Here is a 21540-nt window from a genome sequence, read left to right as displayed (position 1 = left end):
TTCTCTAGTATTGAATATCCATTCGAGAAATGAGTTCCCGCAACTCCTCAACACTTAGCCACTCGGTGTTGAGGCCGGAATCATACACGAAGCCTGGAGCAACCTTCCGTCCGCCCGGCAAAACAGATTTCTCGAGATCGCACCACTCCATATGCGGATACACGATATAGTTCTTATCGTATTCATATGTTGTCAGGCTATCCGCCGCTGGCACCATGCACTCGTGAAGTTTTTCGCCCTCACGAATACCGATTTCAACCTGCTTAATGCCTGGCCCCATTGCGCTCGCCAGATCGACGACTTTAAATGAAGGGATTTTTGAAATGAACGTCTCCCCTCCTTTCGCCTCGGAAAGGGCTTTGACCACAAGCTCGACCCCTTCCGCAAGAGAGATCCAGAACCGCGTCATTTGAAAGTCAGTTATAGGCAGTTCCGTTGCGCCATTATTAATAAGGTTTTTAAAAAACGGAATGACCGAACCTCGCGATCCTGCGACATTTCCGTAACGTACCACCGAAAACGTCGGGCCTGACGCTCCTCGATACGCATTCGCAGCAACAAACAGCTTATCTGAAACGAGTTTCGTTCCGCCATAGAGGTTAACGGGGTTTACCGCCTTGTCGGTAGAGAGCGCAACGACCTTTTGGACGCCAGAATCAAGTGCTGCATTGATGACGTTTGTCGCACCCTCGATGTTCGTCTTTATTGCTTCAATGGGATTATACTCACAAGCAGGCACCTGCTTGAGCGCTGCTGCATGAATAATATAGTCAACGCCTTGACACGCTCGGCGCAAGCGCGCCTCATCTCGCACGTCGCCAATAAAGTAACGCATTACATCATCATATTGCTTTAGTTTATTACGCATAATGAATTGCTTGTATTCGTCACGCGAATAAATGATTATCTTTTTAGGAGAATAATTTTCAAGTACGTACTTCGTGAATGCATTACCGAAAGAGCCAGTTCCCCCAGTAACCAGAATAGCCTTATCGTCAAGCATTTATTCTCCTCTCGCGGCTCCCTCGTAATGGCCACATCACTATTGGGGGCACTTCAGCATTCTCGTCTTTTGCAGTCTCCTCTCAATATCATTCGCATATCGAGAAGAGATCCCTGCATTGCATCTAAATATAATATCCGAATCGCAGGATTGAGTGCAGTAATGGACGCAATAACAACAATCTGCAACGCAACTTTTTGTTCTCACTAATACACCACGACTTTGGTTCCCCAAGGAATGACATCATATATCCATTTGGCGTTCGCAATATCCAACCTAACGCAACCGTGAGAAGCGGCTATGCCCAGCCGTCCATCTTGGATACTTGACATGCTGCCCGGATTGTATAAAACAGAATGGAATAAATAGTTTCCATAGAACTGCGTCCAGTACCAACACGTATATCCCGATCCAAACGACTTTCCTCGATTTTGAACGATGAACGTGCCTTTGACAGTGGGGGTACGGGGCGCCCCGTTGGTGCAGGTCCAGTATTTCACTTCAGTCCAGTTGCCGCGTTCTCCTTGATAGATCGATACCTTGTGAATAGTTGTATTGACTAAAATAAGATAATTCGTATTGCTCGAATAGCCCTGCGCCGTACTTGCCATATTCGCTCGATCCCAATTTACCGATACACGACCGCCGGAACCGAAATTATAGTAAATGCCATTGATGCGTTTCGAACCGTAGCACTGAACGCCGTTGGACTCAAAATAGGAGTATTTACCGTCTGAATTCCATCTCAGCCAACCGACATGCATCGAGCAGTCGGTGTCGAAGTAGTACGACTTACCGTCGATGGTCTGCTCCCACTTGACAGCCCTCATTGTCGACGGACTTATGTAGTAGCGCTTGCCCCTCCAGCTCTGCCAGCCCGAAGCCATCACACCATTGCTGCCGAAGAACGATTTGGAGCCGTCGCGATTCCAAGTGATCAGTCCCGTGTACATTGAGCAGTCGGTGTCGAAGTAGTAGAACTTGCCGTCGATAGTGGTCTCCCACCTGGCGCCGTGGTACTGCTTCGCGGGATCGAAGTAGTAGCGCTTACCACCGATGGTCTGCCATCCGGAAAGGGCGGCGCCGTCACTGCCAAAGTAGGTCCTCGTCCCATCCTTGTTCCAGGTGACCCATCCGGTGCGCATGGAGTAATCGGTGTCGAAGTAGTAGAACTTGCCGTCGATGGTCTGCTCCCATTTGAGAGAGTAGTAGGAGTCGCCGAAGTAGTAGGTCTTGCCCGACACCGTCTTCCACCCCTTCACAGCCACACCATTGCTGTCGAAGAACGATTTGGAGCCGTCGCGATTCCAAGTGATCAGTCCCGTGTACATTGAGCAGTCGGTGTCGAAGTAGTAGAACTTGCCGTCGATAGTGGTCTCCCACCTGGCGCCGTGGTACTGCTTCGCGGGATCGAAGTAGTAGCGCTTACCACCGATGGTCTGCCATCCGGAAAGGGCGGCGCCGTCACTGCCAAAGTAGGTCCTCGTCCCATCCTTGTTCCAGGTGACCCATCCGGTGCGCATGGAGTAATCGGTGTCGAAGTAGTAGAACTTGCCGTCGATGGTCTGCTCCCATTTGAGAGAGTAGTAGGAGTCGCCGAAGTAGTAGGTCTTGCCCGACACCGTCTTCCACCCCTTCACAGCCACACCATTGCTGTCGAAGAACGATTTGGAGCCGTCGCGATTCCAAGTGATCAGTCCCGTGTACATTGAGCAGTCGGTGTCGAAGTAGTAGAACTTGCCGTCGATAGTGGTCTCCCACCTGGCGCCGTGGTACTGCTTCGCGGGATCGAAGTAGTAGCGCTTACCACCGATGGTCTGCCATCCGGAAAGGGCGGCGCCGTCACTGCCAAAGTAGGTCCTCGTCCCATCCTTGTTCCAGGTGACCCATCCGGTGCGCATGGAGTAATCGGTGTCGAAGTAGTAGAACTTGCCGTCGATGGTCTGCTCCCATTTGAGAGAGTAGTAGGAGTCGCCGAAGTAGTAGGTCTTGCCCGACACCGTCTTCCACCCCTTCACAGCCACACCATTGCTGTCGAAGAACGATTTGGAGCCGTCGCGATTCCAAGTGATCAGTCCCGTGTACATTGAGCAGTCGGTGTCGAAGTAGTAGAACTTGCCGTCGATAGTGGTCTCCCACCTGGCGCCGTGGTACTGCTTCGCGGGATCGAAGTAGTAGCGCTTACCACCGATGGTCTGCCATCCGGAAAGGGCGGCGCCGTCACTGCCAAAGTAGGTCCTCGTCCCATCCTTGTTCCAGGTGACCCATCCGGTGCGCATGGAGTAATCGGTGTCGAAGTAGTAGAACTTGCCGTCGATGGTCTGCTCCCATTTGAGAGCATATGTATCGCTTCCGAAGTAGTAGGTCTTGCCGGAAACAGTGCGCCATTCCTCACTAGCAAAAGTACCGCTATCAAGCCGATACCTGAGTCCGGTATTGTCTCGATGCAAACCCTCCTGGCATACATCTTTCTTATTAAGCGCTATTAAAGAATTGGAATGAGTAGATTCTCCCAGCGGCGTCTGCTCTTTCGGTATCGAATCAACCCGCTCTTTATTCTGCTCACGACCATCCGCAGCACATTCTGAATTTATAAGAAAATCTGAATCTTCATCTGCATAAGCAGAGCCTGAAAAAGCAAAAAGAACGATGAAAAACGCGCTTGTCACAAGCAAGGCAGCGGAAAGCCGAAAAGGGCAAAGGCTCTCAAGAATACGATTCATAATCTAGCCTTTCTATTTCAAGCGTCTTCCGGCTCCATTAAAATCTGCTTTCATTGATCAATTAATATAATACGGATGTATCCGACCATTACGCAATCACTATTTCTTTGTTCCCGTGAATGATTTCGAATTAGTCGATTAACAAGTTAGTTCATACATTTTGTCTTTGACCTGTCAAGAAGAATATTAGCCATCATTGCAGAGCGGTGCTTCAAGCCATGAGATCAGAATTGAATGCAGTAAGAAAAGGCCCCACACGCGCACAACGTCGCACTTGGTCAAACCCGTTCGACAACCTCGGTCTCGACGAAACCAAACGCAATCGTGTAGTGAGAAAAGGATTGAATAGGGACGGTAAACTGAAGAGACGTCAGAAAAAGCCCATAAGCATTCCCAGTGTAGCCTTGGCTTGTAATTGATGTGAAGAGACTTGTGCATGCAGTCGATTGTCCTCGCTCAACCTTTCGTCTTTAGGAATCCATCTGAGGCGTGTAAGACAGTGCACCAGAGGTACGACTTCGAGCATGCAGTTGTATCGACCAGTTCGGGTATAACCCGAGACCTTTTTGCTGATGCAACAGCCTAGGGGTATGTCTGCAAGTTCAGGCATACCCCTAGACAATCCTTTAATAAACAGAATACCCAGAAGCAACTTAGGCCGAAATACTACATACTGGATTCAAGACGTCCATTATTATCGAAATAATATATTACGCCATCAATGGTATAGAAACCACGGACCATAACGCCGTTGCTATCAAAATACGAACGAGAACCGTCTCTGTTCCATGTGAGCCAACCGACATGCATTGAGCAGTCGGTGTCGAAGTAGTAGAACTTGCCGTCGATAGTGGTCTCCCACCTGGCGCCGTGGTACTGCTTCGCGGGATCGAAGTAGTAGCGCTTACCACCGATGGTCTGCCATCCGGAAAGGGCGGCGCCGTCACTGCCAAAGTAGGTCCTCGTCCCATCCTTGTTCCAGGTGACCCATCCGGTGCGCATGGAGTAATCGGTGTCGAAGTAGTAGAACTTGCCGTCGATGGTCTGCTCCCATTTGAGAGAGTAGTAGGAGTCGCCGAAGTAGTAGGTCTTGCCCGACACCGTCTTCCACCCCTTCACAGCCACACCATTGCTGTCGAAGAACGATTTGGAGCCGTCGCGATTCCAAGTGATCAGTCCCGTGTACATTGAGCAGTCGGTGTCGAAGTAGTAGAACTTGCCGTCGATAGTGGTCTCCCACCTGGCGCCGTGGTACTGCTTCGCGGGATCGAAGTAGTAGCGCTTACCACCGATGGTCTGCCATCCGGAAAGGGCGGCGCCGTCACTGCCAAAGTAGGTCCTCGTCCCATCCTTGTTCCAGGTGACCCATCCGGTGCGCATGGAGTAATCGGTGTCGAAGTAGTAGAACTTGCCGTCGATGGTCTGCTCCCATTTGAGAGAGTAGTAGGAGTCGCCGAAGTAGTAGGTCTTGCCCGACACCGTCTTCCACCCCTTCACAGCCACACCATTGCTGTCGAAGAACGATTTGGAGCCGTCGCGATTCCAAGTGATCAGTCCCGTGTACATTGAGCAGTCGGTGTCGAAGTAGTAGAACTTGCCGTCGATAGTGGTCTCCCACCTGGCGCCGTGGTACTGCTTCGCGGGATCGAAGTAGTAGCGCTTACCACCGATGGTCTGCCATCCGGAAAGGGCGGCGCCGTCACTGCCAAAGTAGGTCCTCGTCCCATCCTTGTTCCAGGTGACCCATCCGGTGCGCATGGAGTAATCGGTGTCGAAGTAGTAGAACTTGCCGTCGATGGTCTGCTCCCATTTGAGAGAGTAGTAGGAGTCGCCGAAGTAGTAGGTCTTGCCCGACACCGTCTTCCACCCCTTCACAGCCACACCATTGCTGTCGAAGAACGATTTGGAGCCGTCGCGATTCCAAGTGATCAGTCCCGTGTACATTGAGCAGTCGGTGTCGAAGTAGTAGAACTTGCCGTCGATAGTGGTCTCCCACCTGGCGCCGTGGTACTGCTTCGCGGGATCGAAGTAGTAGCGCTTACCACCGATGGTCTGCCATCCGGAAAGGGCGGCGCCGTCACTGCCAAAGTAGGTCCTCGTCCCATCCTTGTTCCAGGTGACCCATCCGGTGCGCATGGAGTAATCGGTGTCGAAGTAGTAGAACTTGCCGTCGATGGTCTGCTCCCATTTGAGAGCATATGTATCGCTTCCGAAGTAGTAGGTCTTGCCGGAAACAGTGCGCCAACCAGTAGCGAAGCTTCCATCGGGATTGCGATAACGGAGGCCTTTACCATCTGAAATAAGTTTTGGAGGATACCATCGATAATCGAAATTGATGTCAACAGCCGTGTTGATTCCATTTACTTTGCCCGAAGACATGCATTGCCACATGTCGTGAGTCCCTGAATAGGAACATTTTGCATTCAGGGTGCCGCTATATGGATACTGAGCAACCCATTTCGTCCACTTATTAAAAACTGGATCAGTTAGATAATTATCGAACCAATTCTTATTGGCATATATGCCAACTGCATAGCCAGCATTAGAAATCTTATTGCAGAACGTAGACGCCATGTTTGCAAGCAAAGCCCTATTGCTCGTTTTCTCGAGGCTTTTCTCTTCAAGATCGTAATATATCGGATAGGCTACTTTCGCACGGCTCAATCCAGCCTCGCTGAGAAGCCGCAAGACATGATCGGCCTCACTTGAGGCGCGCGAAGTACTGTCAGCATAAGAGTAGAGATAAATACCGAACGGGATGTCATTATCCAAACAGCCTCGTACGTTCTGAAAAAAGTATTTATCGTCCTGATTACTCTGATTCATTCCATAACCACATCGGATAATGGCGAACTCAACTCCTGCAGCTTTCGCCTTAGCCCAGTTGATATTCCCATTATGCTCGGAAACATCAATACCGAAAGCTATTGCATTCGTGACCGTCATACGAGAGCCGCCATACATGGTACTCCATGTGGAGCCATTTTTCTCCCAAGCGCTGTCAGCACCAAACGGAAGGATATTAGTCGAACTTGACCCCGAACCCGCAATGCCCGGCAGCAACTCACCATTTTGGTAGCGCCAACTGTTCTCAGTCCCCTCCCCTGTCTTGTTAGTAGAACTCCCTTCACTGTTCTCGCCAGGACTGCCGGCGTTGGTCTCCCTATCGGATCCATTAGGCTCGTCAGCCGAATCGCCTCCGGGACCCATCACAGCATTCTCATTGGCGTTATCAGCAAGCTCCGGATCATCTTCGCCCAGCTCACTAGATTGCTCGCTGTCTTTTTGGTCAATACCTAGCACCTGAGCGATGGCTACCCGTACATCCAAAGCGCCTGCGCTGCCGCTCTCCATATGCGCATTACCCGTCACGTCAACAGCGGCACTCTTCAGGACATCGACAATCTGCGAGGCGGTCAGACTAGAGTCAACCGACCAGAGAAGTGCTGCTGAACCGGAAACAATAGGTGCAGACATCGAACTTCCCGTCGCTGCCGAATAGCCGCCATCAACGTTAGTGGAAAGAATATTTACACCTGGTGCGCTTATGTCCTTCGCCGCGTTGTAGTCGGAGAACGTGGCATTCGAGCCATCTTCGTCGAGTGCAGTTACAGAAAGACATTCATCAAAATCGGACGGATAGCAAGCTGCAGTAATAGCTTGGCCCGAAGCGTCCCCGTTGCCGCCCGCACAGACAGTGAGCACATCATGCTCATTGAGCATGTTTGCAATGGACTCATGTAGAGCCTCGTCCGTCTGGTCGCCCCTATCAGAATAGTAGCCCATGCTTATATTGATAACGCGCAGATCCGTTAGTGAACCAATCTCGATCAGGTCGTTCAAGTATGCGTAAGCAGCAATGAGGTCCGCAGATGTACAAGTATTCTCCTCATCGAACACCTTAACGGGCAAGATATTCGCATTGTATGAAGAACCAGCAATCCCCTGCCCATTGTCGGCCCGAGCAGCGATAACGCCCGAAACCAGGGTACCGTGGCCATTTGCATCACCGCCGTTGGCCACCCCGCTTTGGCTGAGCAGCAAACCCGACGTGACGTCGTAGGCATGCTCAACGTCGAGAGTTCCTTGCAGATCAACATGATTCAGGTTGCACCCGGTATCAAGCACCGCAACCGTAACTGAGCCCTCTGTCTTGGCGTAATCCCACGCATCCACGATCTTGGTGTCGAACAAGTACTGTTGATTATCGAGATTGGAGCCTTCCGCATCGGGCACACAGTACGGATCAGACGTCGTAGTTGCCAGCAATGAATAGGAGTAATTCGGCTGCACATATGCAATGCTGGGAGACTCCTCTAATTTCTGAATAGCCTCTTCCATGGACGCGTCTTCAGATAACTGCGCAAGAGAAACGGCACCACGATTATCCGTCGTTGACTCAATCTCTTCTTGATCAATGATGCCGACATCTTGGAGCGTTGTTTCGGCCGAACGAGCGTTGGGATTAATACTCTCATTAAGCTCAAGCGAATCATCCTCATAGACGATGATCACTTCATCTTCTGAATTCTGGGCAGATACCGCAGTCGAACCTGTAATGTTTGCAGCAAAGGCTTGATCATGAACCGGCACAACGGGAACTAGCCCACTTGCAAGGATGAACGACAGCGACACGCCTGCAAGACACTGATTAAATCCATGAAAGCAAAGGGCAGACGAGCGCGTATGCGTATCTCGCTGATATGATTTACAAACAAACGAAAGCACGCTATCGAACACTCGCGCTACACAGATCTTCACAATGATCTCCATTCAGCGTTTCAGGCTTCTGTTCGGATTAGATTAAGCATAACAAAGCGCGCATTGTCTATTCACTGCAAATCTGTACGCATGGCCTATTCAAACAAAAAAAATAGGACAGTTGATTGCATTCGCAACCTGGACACTGCAATAGCAAGCTGGACGTTCGGGGCATCAAAGCACATCATGAATGAGAATAGTCCTTAGGCCGTCCAGTTTGCTTTCAATTTTGCAATCGAAGGGTCGGTTCGAGGGCGCTCTGAACGGATGATTCGGGCAGGCGGTCGAACGAGGGCATGCTGGCGCAGGCCTCCGTACAAGTTTTGCAAAAGCAATCCGGACGCCCGATACAAATAGATATGCAGACCCTCGCCCCGGCCCTGATGAATCAATTAGAATGGAATCGCTAAAGCCCGAGCAGCTTGGGCGTCATGATCACGTCGTCTGGCGGGACGGCATGGACACCGAGGCTCTCGAGCAGGTTTGCAGGCAGGGTCAGGGAGGCGAGCCGAATGGGCGCCGCCCCCTGGCCGGGCCTGGGATACGAGTTCACGTGCGAGCACGCCTCGGCAACGTCGTTGAACGTGAGGGCATCGAAGTCGGTCCCCTTCGGCAGTATCTTCCTCAGCTCCACATGGTTCTTCTCGCACGCCCCCTTCTGGCCCGGCTTCACCGGATCGCAGTAGAACATCCGGGTGCGGCGCGATCCGCCCGCGCCGGTCTCGATCTTCGCGAAGTCCAGGAACTCCGAGCCGCGATCTCCCAGCATCACCGGGAAGACGTCTTCGAAAACGCCTTCGCAATAGGCCTCCACCGCGTCGAGGGCGGCCTTCACGTGGGCCTGGTCCTTGTTCTCGAGCAGGATGAAAAGCTGGAAGAACAGGCGGACGAAGTGGAGCGTGAGGATGCACTTCGAGTTGCGGCGGAGGCCTTCCACGCAGTCCACCTGGACGGTGAGCAGCTTGAGGTCGTCGGGCAGGGCGAGCCAGTCGGCGTAGGTCCTGCCGGCAAGGTCCATCTTGGGCTTGCCGTCCGCCCACTCCTTGCGAGGGGCGTACTTGACCTTCTTGGGCAGCTCGATGTTGGCTAGCCCCATCACGCCCTTGTCCATGTAGTTGTAGAAGGTGCGCTCGCACACCGGGAACTCGGATCTATGGGTGAGCCAGATGGCCTGAAGGCTCTGCCCTTGGGAAAGGAGCCCCTTCACCTTGCCCACCATGTCTTCCAACTCGCCCGGCTCGCAGGCGATGCCGGCATGGGCCGCGCTCAAGCGGGCGTCGTGGGCTGCCTGTGCCTTCGAGGCGACGTAGCGCGCTTTCTCAAAGGTGCAGTAGGCGCGTTTGCCGCACTTCGAGCAGACGAACGGCGCGCGCTCGCAGCGCGCGCAGGTGTGCGGGTCGAACTCCCTGCAGATGTCCCAGCAGCGCTTCATGCCGCAGCGCTTGCAGGCTGCGGCGCGGGAGGAGCACAAGGGGCAGAGCGCGACCTTGGTGCAGCCGCGGTACTTCGCACACCTTGCCTGGGCCTTCTGCGGCATCGCCTTGGGCTTGAAGAGCACCCTGTTGAGCCTCACCTCGTTGGATACCGTCGTGGGCGACACCTCGAGCTTCCGGGCGATCTCCCGAAAGGACGCGCCCTCTTTGAGCATGTCCTCTATCTCGCACCTGTCGTCGAAGCCCAGGTGCGCTCCCTTCTTCTTGGGCATGGCATCCTCCTTCCCTGGGCCGGGAGAAGGGCTTGTCCATGGTAGAGAAACAGCTCGAAGAAGAAAAGCGGCCCATGCTCGGGCCAGAAGGCCTTCGCACAGGGCAAGGGCTTACGCTATCCGATTGCAAGTTCAAACTGGACAGGTGTCCAGCTTGCGAATTCAATTAAGGAAAATAATAGGACCCTCCGTTGCCATCGCGAACGATGCATCGAGCAATTGGAGCGAGCCCAGATGAAACAAGAATTTCATAGAGACTTGTTTCAGATATACTCGCTATCCCACACGTTCCCATCGTCCAGTAATACTACGTTAGACCGCAAAGATGCACTGCTAGAACCCAAGCCTTGAGAGGATGGCTCTTTTGGTAGCTGGCGGCATTACAATCTCTCCGCCAAAAAAGGTTACATTCGCAATAACTTGCTTATTAAAAGATGCCCTGTGGACAGTGGGAGATGACGGATTCTTCACAAGGAGGAGAACTGACCTTGTTTTGCCTTGAAGCACCGATCCAGACAAAGCGTCATAGGGTCCTGTTCCTGTTGTAAAAGCTACGCCATCCCAAGTGAGAACGCTTGTATCCGCAGCCCACTCGGCCACTTCGGCGGATGTGTCATAGAGCGTTTGGCCCGCTATACGCAGGCAAGTCCTAGAGTAACTGCTCAAAGAAAAGTCAACGTTTTTTGACACAGCACCGGTTCCCCCGATAACAAGCGCTTGAACAAACTTCCCATCTTTCGTGGCAGAGAAAAGAGCATTCTTTTGACGTTGGGTTAAATCCTTGCTTCCATCTACAAGAAATATTGGAGCGTTTTTGACAAACGCAACTGGAGCAATGGAAAGCGCGTCCGCAAAGCCCGTCCCCGTAGCAACGATAACGGTGTCCTTTCCCCAAAGGCCCCGCTTTTCACCATAGTTGTATACTTCCATTTGAGTATCGTACGAACGCATGCCCCAAACCCGCATCGAAGAAATACCTAATCGCGCGAGCTCACTCAATACTTGATCGGAAACAACAGAAGAGCCGCCAATTACGACAACATCTTTAACGCCAAGCTCAGAAAGCAGAGCTTTTGTTGTGCCGTTCAAGGAATTCTTATCTGTAAACACAATGGGGCAGTTTAACGCGCCCGCAAGACCCGCACCCGAAAGGGCATCCTGCCAACCATTATTGCCAACTAGTATAGCCTTCGAACTCGATGAATAGGCAGCTCTGACCTGAGCAGCAGACGTATCAAAAAGCGTATTACCAGCTAAAGTACGAGAGGCTTTATGAGTGGCTTCTTTCCTCCATACGGCATATAACGAAACGATCGACCTATTAACCGATGTCAGATCTGTCACGCTCTGCCCATCCCTGTATTGGGTTACGACCGAACCTGCGCTCCGGCTCCATCCGAGAAATACAAATCCTGTTCGAGTAAACGTATTCGCTGAAAGCGCAGCGGTTTTTCCGTAGGTCATATTCTGCGGCGCCATGACGCCCACACCGCCATTGGAATCGAAACTGACCGTGTAGGTGTTTGCTGCAAAATTCGCCGTATAGGTTGCGCCAACATATGCATTGGTTTGAGCATCTTTTGCAGGGGTGAAAGTTGGTTGCGTCGATACGACCTTGCCGCTTACGTCGCTCCAGTTCACAAAGTGATAGCCGGTTGCTGCTTCGGCTGTTGCCCCGAGTGGCGATCCGGTCGTTGCATGCACCTGCTCACTCGTGGAACTTACTCTTCCCATCGAAACGTCCGACGATGCGTATGAAATAGTAACCACGGAATCCGTCGATTCCAAAGCGCTATGAACTTTCACGTATGCCTTTTTTGATCCTTCGCTACTTACCGCGCAATACACCTTGCCACCAATAACCGCAGAATCCACCGTAGCAGCTGGGGCAAACACGGTACCGCCCAGCTTATCGACTGTTGAAAGATCCGCACGAGCAACTGAATAGGTTGCGGCAATGCTATTTTGGTCGACAGTGCTCAAATACAAATCCGCATCGCCTACTGCAACGCTCGCTTTGAGCAGATACTGCGGGAGATCGTGCAATTCCTGCTCTATCGAGATCGCTCCAGATTTGTCGAGTTTAAGCAGTCGTGGCATAGGCGCGCTAGCATCAATGGTTCGACTTTGATATGAACAGATTACGTATGCACCATCATTGCTTTTTGCAGCACTCAAGGCAGCAGGGCAACCGTCGCCGAGGGCGATCGTAGTCGCCCACGCACCATCTTGGTAGCGGAAAGCTTTTAAAGCTTGCGCATCGGAATCACCGCAGACGACAACCGGAGCCCCGTTCACTTCAACCAGATTAGGGCATGAAGCGCGCCCGATCGGCAATACACCTCCAAGCGGATCGAGAGAACCGTTGTTATATGCGTAAACCTGAACCTGCGTTCCGTATCCATCGGCAAGCATATACAGCGTATTTCCAACAGAACATAGAGACAGCTCGTTCGAACTCTTATCGATACGCGCTTTTTCCTGCCAACTGCCGCCTTCCAGCTTCTTCAGTACGATTTTGTCACTAGAATAATCAGCTGCTGCCACATATAAAGCGCCGTCATGCCACGCCATGCCGGCTCCTCCAAGGCCTTGAGCAACTTGCCCGCAATCAGCCCACGCTCTTTCGGCATACTTCCATGCATTCAGAGAGCGTCGTCCGCTATCGGTACTTGACTCCGTCAAGCAATACATACCATCCTGACCCGCAACGATCTTGGTATCCATAACATCATCGCCAGCCATTAGGCCGATGCCGGCCGCATCAAGCAGGTCATTCCAAAGACTCATCGAAGCATAATCCGCATGAACAACGTTGAATGTTATTGAACCATCTGTCTGCTCGACGACACTGATTTTGAGTCCCGAATTCTGCCCATTCGAATAGCAAAGAGCTCCGGTGGTTATGTCATCGCTCATAGCTAACGAGCCGATAGTCTGACGCGGCGCGCCGTATGCACTTGTGCCTACTTGCGCCGCGACTATATCGCCTGCAGCATCACCTACCCCTGTTTCGTTTTGACGAAACACATAGACATAATCATTGCCCCTGATGTTGCCTTCTTTTGCGAAAGCGGAGTTGGCTCGATACACAATCAGCCCCGACCCACCGATGCCCCTATCTAGGGAGGATACCGATTTTCCCTTCTGTCGGAACTCGACGACGAAATACTCCGAATCGGAAAGAGGCGTTTTAATTTCTACCGCGTTTTGGCCATCGACAGGCGCAGACAAGGTATACGTTCCTTCGTTAGCCGCTTCGGGAATGGTACACCACCCCATGTCTTCACGCGTAATGGCTAACGGCCACGACTTGGAGTCAGATGCGCCCATGATATCCCAAGTATAAACGGGCTTGCCCGTGCTTCCCCCGCGATACAGATCGCGCGCGCCAAGGGTATGGAGGAATTCGTGTATTACGGTTCCTATGAAAAACGAGTCGCACAATGTACTCGTCGGCGAACCAGACACGACGCTTTCGACAACGTTATAAGAGCCGAGCACCGCGGTATTTCCCAAAGATGCGCCAACGGTTATTGCATCGGCGCTGTAAGCTGAATGATTGGTGAACGATCCACTTGTCGAAACTGCCGGCATCAAAAGAAGGTTGTCGATCGTACCGTCATGGTCGAGGTCGGCGCTTGAGACGTCGAAATCGGGGTGAGCAGCATTGAACTTCTGGATAGTATCTGTCAGAAGCCTGAGATCGCCGAGAGCATCATCTTGATAGTACGACAGCTCGTTATCGAGCGTAATGTAGGCAACATTGCCTCCCGGCTGCGTCTGAGGGAAGACGCTGCTCACGTCATAACTACCATTCGAAGCCGTCCGCACGTAGCCTCTGAACGTGTATAGACTATCATTGACAGTGTTCATACTCTTCATCAGATATTCCCACTGCGTTTTCACGCCTGCCGCAGCAGAGGGATACGATGCGTTGTAACTAGTCCGCTCATCGCCCGAAGAATCACCCTTGAATCGCACGAGCAGAACCAGATTGCCTTGCGTTGTTGCTCCTGGCAGCGCATCAGCGTCAAACACGTTTTCGGAAGACCCGGCCTTGACGGCGTTGACGGCCGCCTGCGCATCGATGGCCCCCGCGCTGCCGTTCGCAACACCGCTCGCAGCGGTTCTGGCATCCTCGATCGGCACCGCCGTGCTCGTTATCGCGCGGACGGCTTCATCGACCGTCAGATCGGGATCGGCCGCCCACAAAAGAGTGGCGATCCCGGCAACCAGCGGGGACGCCATGGAGGTGCCGTTCAAAAAAGCATAGCTGCTCGACGAATCCTTATACGTTGAGAGCAGACTCACGCCGGGAGCGCCGATATCCTTGTATTCATTGTAATCGGCCCATGGCGAATAAGTTCCATCTTGATTAAGCGACGTCACCGAGAGACAGGCATCGAAATCCGATGGGAGCGAGCGCTCGGTCTTCGGCACGCCGTTCACCCCGTTACCACCCGCGCACACGGTGAGCACATTATGCTCGGAGCGCATCTTCTCAATCGCAGACTCGAATGCAGGATCGCTCTCCCCATAGAGTCCAAGGCTCATGTTGACGACCCGAAGATCGCTCAACGCGCCGCTCTTGATAAGGCCATCCAGGTAGGTGTAGGCTTGCACGATCTTCGCGGTCGGGGCGCTGGCATTCGAAGCCTCATCGCTGAACACTTTGACGGGAAGCACTTTCGCGTTGTACGATGCCCCGGCGATTCCCACGGCATTGTTCGCCTGCGCTGAAACGATGCCGCAGACATGCGTTCCGTGACCGTTGTTGTCTCCTGCAGATACCGTCGGGCTGGCATCGAGCGCAACGTCATGGTAAGCATCCCACGCATGTGCCGCGTCGAGCGTTCCCTGCAGGTCTTCATGATCGAGCCTGCAACCGGTGTCGAGCACCGCCACCGTCGCAGATCCATCGGATTTCGCGCTATCCCATGCATCGATCACGTTGCTATTGTACAGGTAGTACTGGTTCTTCCCCTCACGAGTGTCGATGCAGTAGGGATCATTCACGGTCGCCTTCGAAGCGGCCTCTTCCGAAAGGATCGACGCGCCCCCGTCCGCAACGCTCACATCAAACCCGTCGATCAGCTGGTAGAGATAGTTTGGCTGAACATACGCCACTCCGGGCGCACCGGACAGCTGCTCGACAGCTTCGTCAACCGTCGTGTCATCGGGAATTTCAGCCACCACGGTCGGCCCCACGTCGCCATCGGCAGGCGCGATCTCCTCGACCACCTGCACGTCAAGGCCATCCGGCTGCGCCTGGTCTTCAAGGCTGAATGTCTGCGAGCCTGACGATACCGCCGAGTCATACACCACAATGATCTCGCCGGGGACGACGTCGTCGCGCGGCTCATCGACGCTTTCCAACGATGGCTCAGTCGAAGTCGCATTCGCTGCATCCGAATGTTGAGCGAGGCCCTGGGCGGAAGGCTCTTCGGATTGCAACGAGGAAGACGAGTTAGGACTTGCCGCATCGGGTCCGGCTTCCTGAGATTCGCCCGTAACCGATGCGGATGGGTCGGATCCTTCGGCCGCCGCAGCCTGGGTGGAATCCGACGTGCCTTCGTTGTCTTGGGGGTCGGATGCCCGATCCACCTGCGAGGCGAGCGATTGTCCTGCATCGTTCGACAAAGCGAGAGCAGGCGCTGGAATACTGAGAGAGAACGCGAGGATAAGTGCGAGGAATGTCCGGGATGCAACCCTGCAGAATGACGGCCGATCATCCGCGCTACGCGTTACGTCCATAGTGCAACTCCCGACCACGCATGAATTAGTACCTACGCAATAGCATTATACGGCAAATGAGGCCGGATTGGCTAGGGGGCTTGGAGGTTCGAAGACCCGATTCTGCCTTGAAGGTTGCCAAGCCCCTACCCCGGCGTCTGCTTCCAAACACCCATCCGGGCAGGCCACCTGCCACCCCTCATCCCTCATCCTGGCTATTCGCAAACGCCTTGATCAGCGCGTTGCCGTACTTCACCCTTATTCCCTGGTCGTACAGGCACGCCCGCGTGTCGAGCTCGGTCGCATCCCGCCAGCCAATGCCCTCATCGTAGCGAAAGCTCTCGCCCGCGTTCGCCCTCGCGGTCGTCTCAAGCTGGGAGAGGTTCGTCCACCGAAGCGAGCTCGCCTCGTCGGCGGGGGCGTTTTCGAAGTAGACCTGGTATACCGACTCGCCGTCCTCGCCGGGCGCCTCGATGGTCTCAACCACCGCAAAACGCTCATCGGCAGCCAAATCTACCGGCTCGTCCAGCTCCACGGTATGATAGCCCCCGTAATCGAACGTCTCGGCCGTATGCGCCACCAGTCGACCGTCGTCGGGAACCACCGCATCCTCGCCAAGCACGTACACCTCCACCTCCACGCTCGCCTCAGGTCGAAACGTCACCGCCGAGACGGCGCCAAGCTCCTCGTCACCATCCGCAACGAACACGTTCGCCGTCGACGCCTCGCCGTCGACGTACTCGGTATCCACGAGCATGGCGGACATGCCGAGATAATCGTACTGGTAGTTGCGCTCATACTCGAACCCGTCTTCCACGGCATCTCCTTGGAAGCTCATGAACTCGCAGGCGGTTTCGTCGTAATAGGAAAGGTAGAAGTACCCCGATGGCTCACCGTTCTCATCGGGCAAGCCCCACGTCCCCCTTCCCCAGCTGTTCTTGGCGATCCACGCGCCGTCACCGGCAGGCCGGCACCCCTCGGTGTAGTTGTCCTTTGAGTAGGCATCATCCCAGCCGACGATGGTCACCACGTGGTTCGGCACGATGAAATCGCGTTCGAACTCTTCGACGCCGGTCACGCACGATGCCCAGGTGTCGCGGTTGAAGTACGAGGAATTACCCTCTTCGCCAGGCACGCTCTGATCGGCATAGTACGACACCGACACGGCTCCATTCTCCATAATGGAGCGCTTGACGGCATCGACGGCCGCCTGGCTGTATACGTGCTCGCCGTCCTGCTCGATCACCGGCGTGGGCAGGAAGTCGACGTCGGTGAGATGGTTCCGCGCGTCGAACCGCAAGCTCTCGGCAACGCGCCAGCTCTCATTGCCGGCTTCCGTCGACCCCCGATCGTCAACATACGGCACCGTGGCCTGGTCCTCCGCGCCCGTCCACGACGCGAGCGTCGAGAGCGCCAGGTACGGCGATCCGGCCGCCATATGGTACACAGAGCTCCACTGCGGATCGAAGGTGCCGAGATTCGCCGGAGTCGCACCCTCCCCTTCCTGGTCGCCCGATCGCTGCACTTCATAGGCGAACCAGGCCAGATGATGCTCAGAATAGCCCGAAAAGCCCGCACGCGCCCCGTCATTTTGCATAAGCGCATTCGACTCGAGCGAGCCCAGCGCGCCGAACGCCCAGCAGGTGCTGAAGGGGCTCTGGTCCTCAACTTGCGCGACAAGCCCTTCTTCGCGCAGATCGAACTTCTCCGGAAAATCGTTCACAGCGAGCACGGCCTGCCCTGGTTCGCCATAGGTATACTCGAGCCATTCCGGCGAGATCGGCAGCAGGCCGCCGCTCTCCACCTCCGCCTCCGCCGATCGGTTGTCCCGCTCGTCCTGCAGGATCGCCCCGACGGCAAGCGCGATGCCCGCCGCCAGGACGATCAGCACGGCGAAGGCGAGCGCAAGCCGCAGCTTGCCATGCCTGCCTGTGTCCATCATGCCCATCCTCCCGCCGCACTATTTGAAGAATCGCAAACGCTTACGGCACAGCCGGAAGCGCGGCCGGAATGGCAAGGGTCGTGCAGTCGGCCTTTGAGGTTCCCGACGGGCTGGTTATGGTCATGGTTCCCTCACCGACGGTCACCTTGACTTCAGGACCCGCACCAGGAGCGACCGAATTGTACGCATCCGCGCTGGTGAGCATGTGCTCTTTAAACGCCTTCTTGCTCACTTTGCGCGCGATGCCGCCAAACAGCAGCTTGGTCAAAGCGCCGCCGAACTCGCTTGCGCTCTTGACCGGATCAGCCGAAGAGATGAGAGCCGGTACGCCCTTAAGCGACGAGATCGCATCTTCGCCGCCCATGATGACGTAGTCGCCGACCATGTTAAACACCGACGGAGCACTCGCATGCTCGACCACCTCATGCGCAGCATTGTGTGTCTTCCAGGTCAAAAGCCACCAGTCGTAGTTGGTCGTGTCGCCGAATCCCGTCGCGAAGCGCACGTTCTTCGTGCTGCTCTGAACACCCGGATCAAGCTGATCCCACATGAGAATGTCCACGGCGTCACTATCTCCGAAACGATGGGTAAGCACTACCTGCTCCATGCGCGCGCCTGTGTTGTTGACGATGGCCACGCGGGCCACCTGCGGCGTACTCATGATTGCGCCCCTTTCGCCGCAGAGGCAAGGACGTCTTCGGGCGTGAGCGCCTTGACCTCTTTCAAGGCCTTGGACATCGCATTGGCGCTCACACTCGGCGCGGCGCCGCGCACCGTTTCGATTGTCGGCGTCGGAACGGCGTCGGCCTCGAGCAGCTTCCAGCACAGCTGCAGCTCTTTGATGAAATCCATGACCTCGCCGATCGGCGGCTCATCTTCATTGTCCTTGCGCATCATGTCCACCACGCAGTGCAGCAGGTAGTCGATGCCCACTTTCTTGTGGTCCACGATGGACTTCGCCATGGTGTAGACGAACACGTTCTCCACGTCCTTTGCCAGCACGCCTTTCGTCGAAAAGGTGTATTTGTAGGCTTTCACGTCCACGCGCACGATGGAGTAGTTCTCGGGGAACACGAAGAACATATTCTCGGTGGTCTCGCCAATGGTGGTGTCGCCGATCAGACCCGACAAACCTTGCTTGACGATGGCCTTGAATCCCTGCTTTACGCCCGACTTGCCTTTGAAGAACTCGTTGACGGCCTCCATGATGGCATCGTCGCAGCCGTGCGAGATATTCACGTGCTGCGAATGGTGGTATTCGAACGCCTTGTCGCCCACGATTTCGATCGCGCCCGCCGTCTCCTTATTGCTGAGCATGACCTTGAGCTCGCTCTCGAACGTCTCGCACTTCGCCCGCGCCATCTTCTGCAGGAAGCTGAATTGCTCCTTCAGGCGCTGCTCTTCCTCGGTCTGGCCTGTCAGGCCCTTGATCATCTTGTCAATCTTTGCCATATCACAATCCTCTCCGCCCTTGTGGGCTTCCTCTGAAGAGCGCAGTTCGCCGCACGCGGGTTCAGACAGCCCGTCTGCCGCCGCGCAAGCCATCTGCGCGCGAGTCTTTCTGTGTTAATCCTCCCTTCTCATCGTTCATGGTCAATCCGTTCGCACAACGCACCTCGACCAGCTCGGTGCCGGCCAAAGGTTGCCTAATACCGCTCCTATCTGCGGTAATCGTGCGATTCTTTTTTGATCATAGATTATGAGAAGGCATAAGAAATGCCTGCGCGCATCCCAGAATGCGCGCAGGCATAAGTCAAGTCATTTTATCGTTAAACATTAAACTATATGAAAACTAATCTATAGACGGTCTTTCATTTGATAAAGGATACTCCGCGATGGCGGCGCCGATCCCCCAGGGCTCCCGCCTGAAGCTCTGCCGCCCTGCCGCCCTGCCGCCGAAGATAGCCGTTCGGCGATGCGGATGACAGCGCGCCTCCGTGCCCGAAAACGAGAAAAGGGCCCCTCTCGGGACCCTCCGGCTCGTCGGCCGCGCACGATGCGCGGCACGGAATAGCGAAAAGCGCCCTCCGCGAGCGCGACGCCCTACCCTCCCGCAGCCTGACGCTGCAGTACTCTCGGCGATGGCGGGCTTAACTTCCGGGTTCGGAATGGGACCGGGTGATCCCCGCCTCCATGGTCGCGCTCGCGGGGGGCGCTCCCCCGCGGCTCCTGTATAAGAGCCGCCCGGTGCGGCGCCTCCGCGCCACCCTGGCGGTTGCACAGCGCTCGACACGATCGATCGCGAAGCTCGATACAGCCTCGAAGAATGATGCATACTGGAAGAAGAGCTCGGGCTATTAGTACCGCTCGGCTGAGGCGCTCGCACGCCTTACACCTGCGGCCTATCGACCTCATAGTCTATAAGGGCCCTTACCGAAAAGAGAACTCATCTTGGAGACGGCTTCCCACTTAGATGCTTTCAGCGGTTATCCGTGCCGAACGTAGCTAGGCAGCTGTGCCGTTGGTCGACAACTGCTGCACCAGAGGTCCGTCCACCCCGGTCCTCTCGTACTAGGGGCAGATCTCCTCAATTCTCTTACGCCTGCGGAGGATAGGGACCGAACTGTCTCACGACGTTCTGAACCCAGCTCGCGTACCGCTTTAAATGGCGAACAGCCATACCCTTGGGACTGACTTCAGCCCCAGGATGCGATGAGCCGACATCGAGGTGCCAAACCTTGCCGTCGATGTGGACTCTTGGGCAAGATCAGCCTGTTATCCCCGGAGTACCTTTTATCCGTTGAGCGACGGCCATCCCACATTGGGCCGCCGGATCACTAGAACCTGCTTTCGCACCTGCTCGGCGTGTCTGCCTCGCAGTCAAGCCCGCTTGCACTCTTGCGCTCTCGGGACGGTTGCCGACCGTCCTGAGCGGACCTTTGCGCGCCTCCGTTACATTTTAGGAGGCGACCGCCCCAGTCAAACTACCCGCCTGGCACGGTCCCCGAGCCGGATCGCGGCCTCGGGTTAGGTCGCCGGAACGACGAGGGCAGTATTCCAAGGTCGGCTCCACGGGAACTGGCGTCCCCGCTTCAAAGCCTCCTGCCTATCCTCTACGCGCCGAGCCAACGACCAATGCCAAGCTGCAGTGAAGGTTCACGGGGTCTTTCCGTCCTTCCGCAGGTAATTCGCATCTTCACGAATAATACAATTTCACCGGGTCCATGGTTGAGACAGCGCCCAAATCGTTACGCCATTCGTGCAGGTCGGAACTTACCCGACAAGGAATTTCGCTACCTTAGGACCGTTATAGTTACGGCCGCCGTTTACTGGGGCTTAGTTTCAGAGCTTCGCTTGCGCTAACCCATCCACGTAACCTTCCAGCACCGGGCAGGCGTCAGACCCTATACGTCGTCTTGCGACTTAGCAGAGTCCTGTGTTTTTGATAAACAGTCGCTTGGGCCGTTTCGCTGCGACCCCCGCACGCTCCAGACGCGAAGTCCTTCACCCGCAGGGGCACTCCTTCTCCCGAAGTTACGGAGTCAGTATGCCGAGTTCCTTAACCATGGTTCTCCCGATCGCCTCGGTATGCTCTACCCGCCCACCTGTGTCGGTTTTGGTACGGGCGCCGATGTCCCTTCCTAGAGGTTTTTCTCGGAAGCATGGGCTCGCCGACTTCAGCTAGTGCCTTCGTCTCGCGTCTCAGGATGCATGCCGCGCTGATTTCCAT

At 54.8% G+C, this 21540-nt stretch carries 8 protein-coding genes and 2 rRNA genes (1 of these 10 cut by a window edge); all 10 read right to left on the bottom strand.

Going from position 1 to position 21540, the window contains the following annotated elements:
* Positions 1-4: 4 nt before the first annotated feature.
* The gene (gene pseB / locus ABGT83_RS04760) at positions 5-1003 is read right to left on the bottom strand and encodes a UDP-N-acetylglucosamine 4,6-dehydratase (inverting) (protein ID WP_346686199.1); all 999 of its coding nucleotides are present in this window, start codon (positions 1001-1003) and stop codon (positions 5-7) included.
* Positions 1004-1209: 206 nt separating this feature from the next.
* Positions 1210-3453 (bottom strand): L,D-transpeptidase family protein, encoded by a 2244-nt coding sequence (locus tag ABGT83_RS04755; RefSeq protein WP_346686198.1) that lies wholly within the window; start codon positions 3451-3453, stop codon positions 1210-1212.
* Between the two features lie 939 nt (positions 3454-4392).
* On the bottom strand, positions 4393-8067 hold the full coding sequence (locus ABGT83_RS13445; protein ID WP_428994604.1) for a S8 family serine peptidase: 3675 nt from the start codon (positions 8065-8067) through the stop codon (positions 4393-4395).
* Positions 8068-8893: 826 nt separating this feature from the next.
* Positions 8894-10192 (bottom strand): helix-turn-helix domain-containing protein, encoded by a 1299-nt coding sequence (locus ABGT83_RS04745; RefSeq protein WP_346686196.1) that lies wholly within the window; start codon positions 10190-10192, stop codon positions 8894-8896.
* 333 nt (positions 10193-10525) lie between these two features.
* Positions 10526-15571, bottom strand: coding sequence for a S8 family serine peptidase (locus tag ABGT83_RS04740; RefSeq protein WP_346686195.1), 5046 nt, complete (start codon positions 15569-15571; stop codon positions 10526-10528).
* A gap of 556 nt (positions 15572-16127) precedes the next feature.
* The gene (locus ABGT83_RS04735) at positions 16128-17870 is read right to left on the bottom strand and encodes a lectin like domain-containing protein (protein ID WP_346686194.1); all 1743 of its coding nucleotides are present in this window, start codon (positions 17868-17870) and stop codon (positions 16128-16130) included.
* Positions 17871-17910: 40 nt separating this feature from the next.
* Complete coding sequence (locus ABGT83_RS04730; RefSeq protein ID WP_103265929.1) at positions 17911-18531, bottom strand: hypothetical protein; 621 nt, start codon at positions 18529-18531, stop codon at positions 17911-17913.
* Entirely contained in the window at positions 18528-19322 is a 795-nt protein-coding gene (locus ABGT83_RS04725) for a hypothetical protein (RefSeq protein ID WP_103265930.1), read from the bottom strand. Before ABGT83_RS04725 ends, ABGT83_RS04730 begins: the two co-directional genes overlap by 4 nt.
* A 578-nt stretch (positions 19323-19900) precedes the next feature.
* Positions 19901-20015 (bottom strand): 5S ribosomal RNA (rrf, locus tag ABGT83_RS04720).
* A gap of 132 nt (positions 20016-20147) precedes the next feature.
* Positions 20148-21540, bottom strand: a 23S ribosomal RNA gene (locus ABGT83_RS04715) (it continues 1573 nt past the right edge of the window).

It is taken from the genome of Enteroscipio rubneri (assembly GCF_963929405.1).
Classification (GTDB): Bacteria; Actinomycetota; Coriobacteriia; order Coriobacteriales; family Eggerthellaceae; genus Enteroscipio; species Enteroscipio rubneri.
This window is presented reverse-complemented; position numbering and strand designations above follow the sequence as displayed.

Bases quoted from the DNA above. Each gene is read 5' to 3' on its own strand.
- ABGT83_RS04735 (WP_346686194.1), bottom strand. From the start codon at position 17,870: ATGATGGACACAGGCAGGCATGGCAAGCTGCGGCTTGCGCTCGCCTTC.
- ABGT83_RS04745 (WP_346686196.1), bottom strand. From the start codon at position 10,192: ATGCCCAAGAAGAAGGGAGCGCACCTGGGCTTCGACGACAGGTGCGAG.
- pseB (WP_346686199.1), bottom strand. From the start codon at position 1,003: ATGCTTGACGATAAGGCTATTCTGGTTACTGGGGGAACTGGCTCTTTC.
- ABGT83_RS13445 (WP_428994604.1), bottom strand. From the start codon at position 8,067: ATGGAAGAGGCTATTCAGAAATTAGAGGAGTCTCCCAGCATTGCATAT.
- ABGT83_RS04725 (WP_103265930.1), bottom strand. From the start codon at position 19,322: ATGGCAAAGATTGACAAGATGATCAAGGGCCTGACAGGCCAGACCGAG.
- ABGT83_RS04730 (WP_103265929.1), bottom strand. From the start codon at position 18,531: ATGAGTACGCCGCAGGTGGCCCGCGTGGCCATCGTCAACAACACAGGC.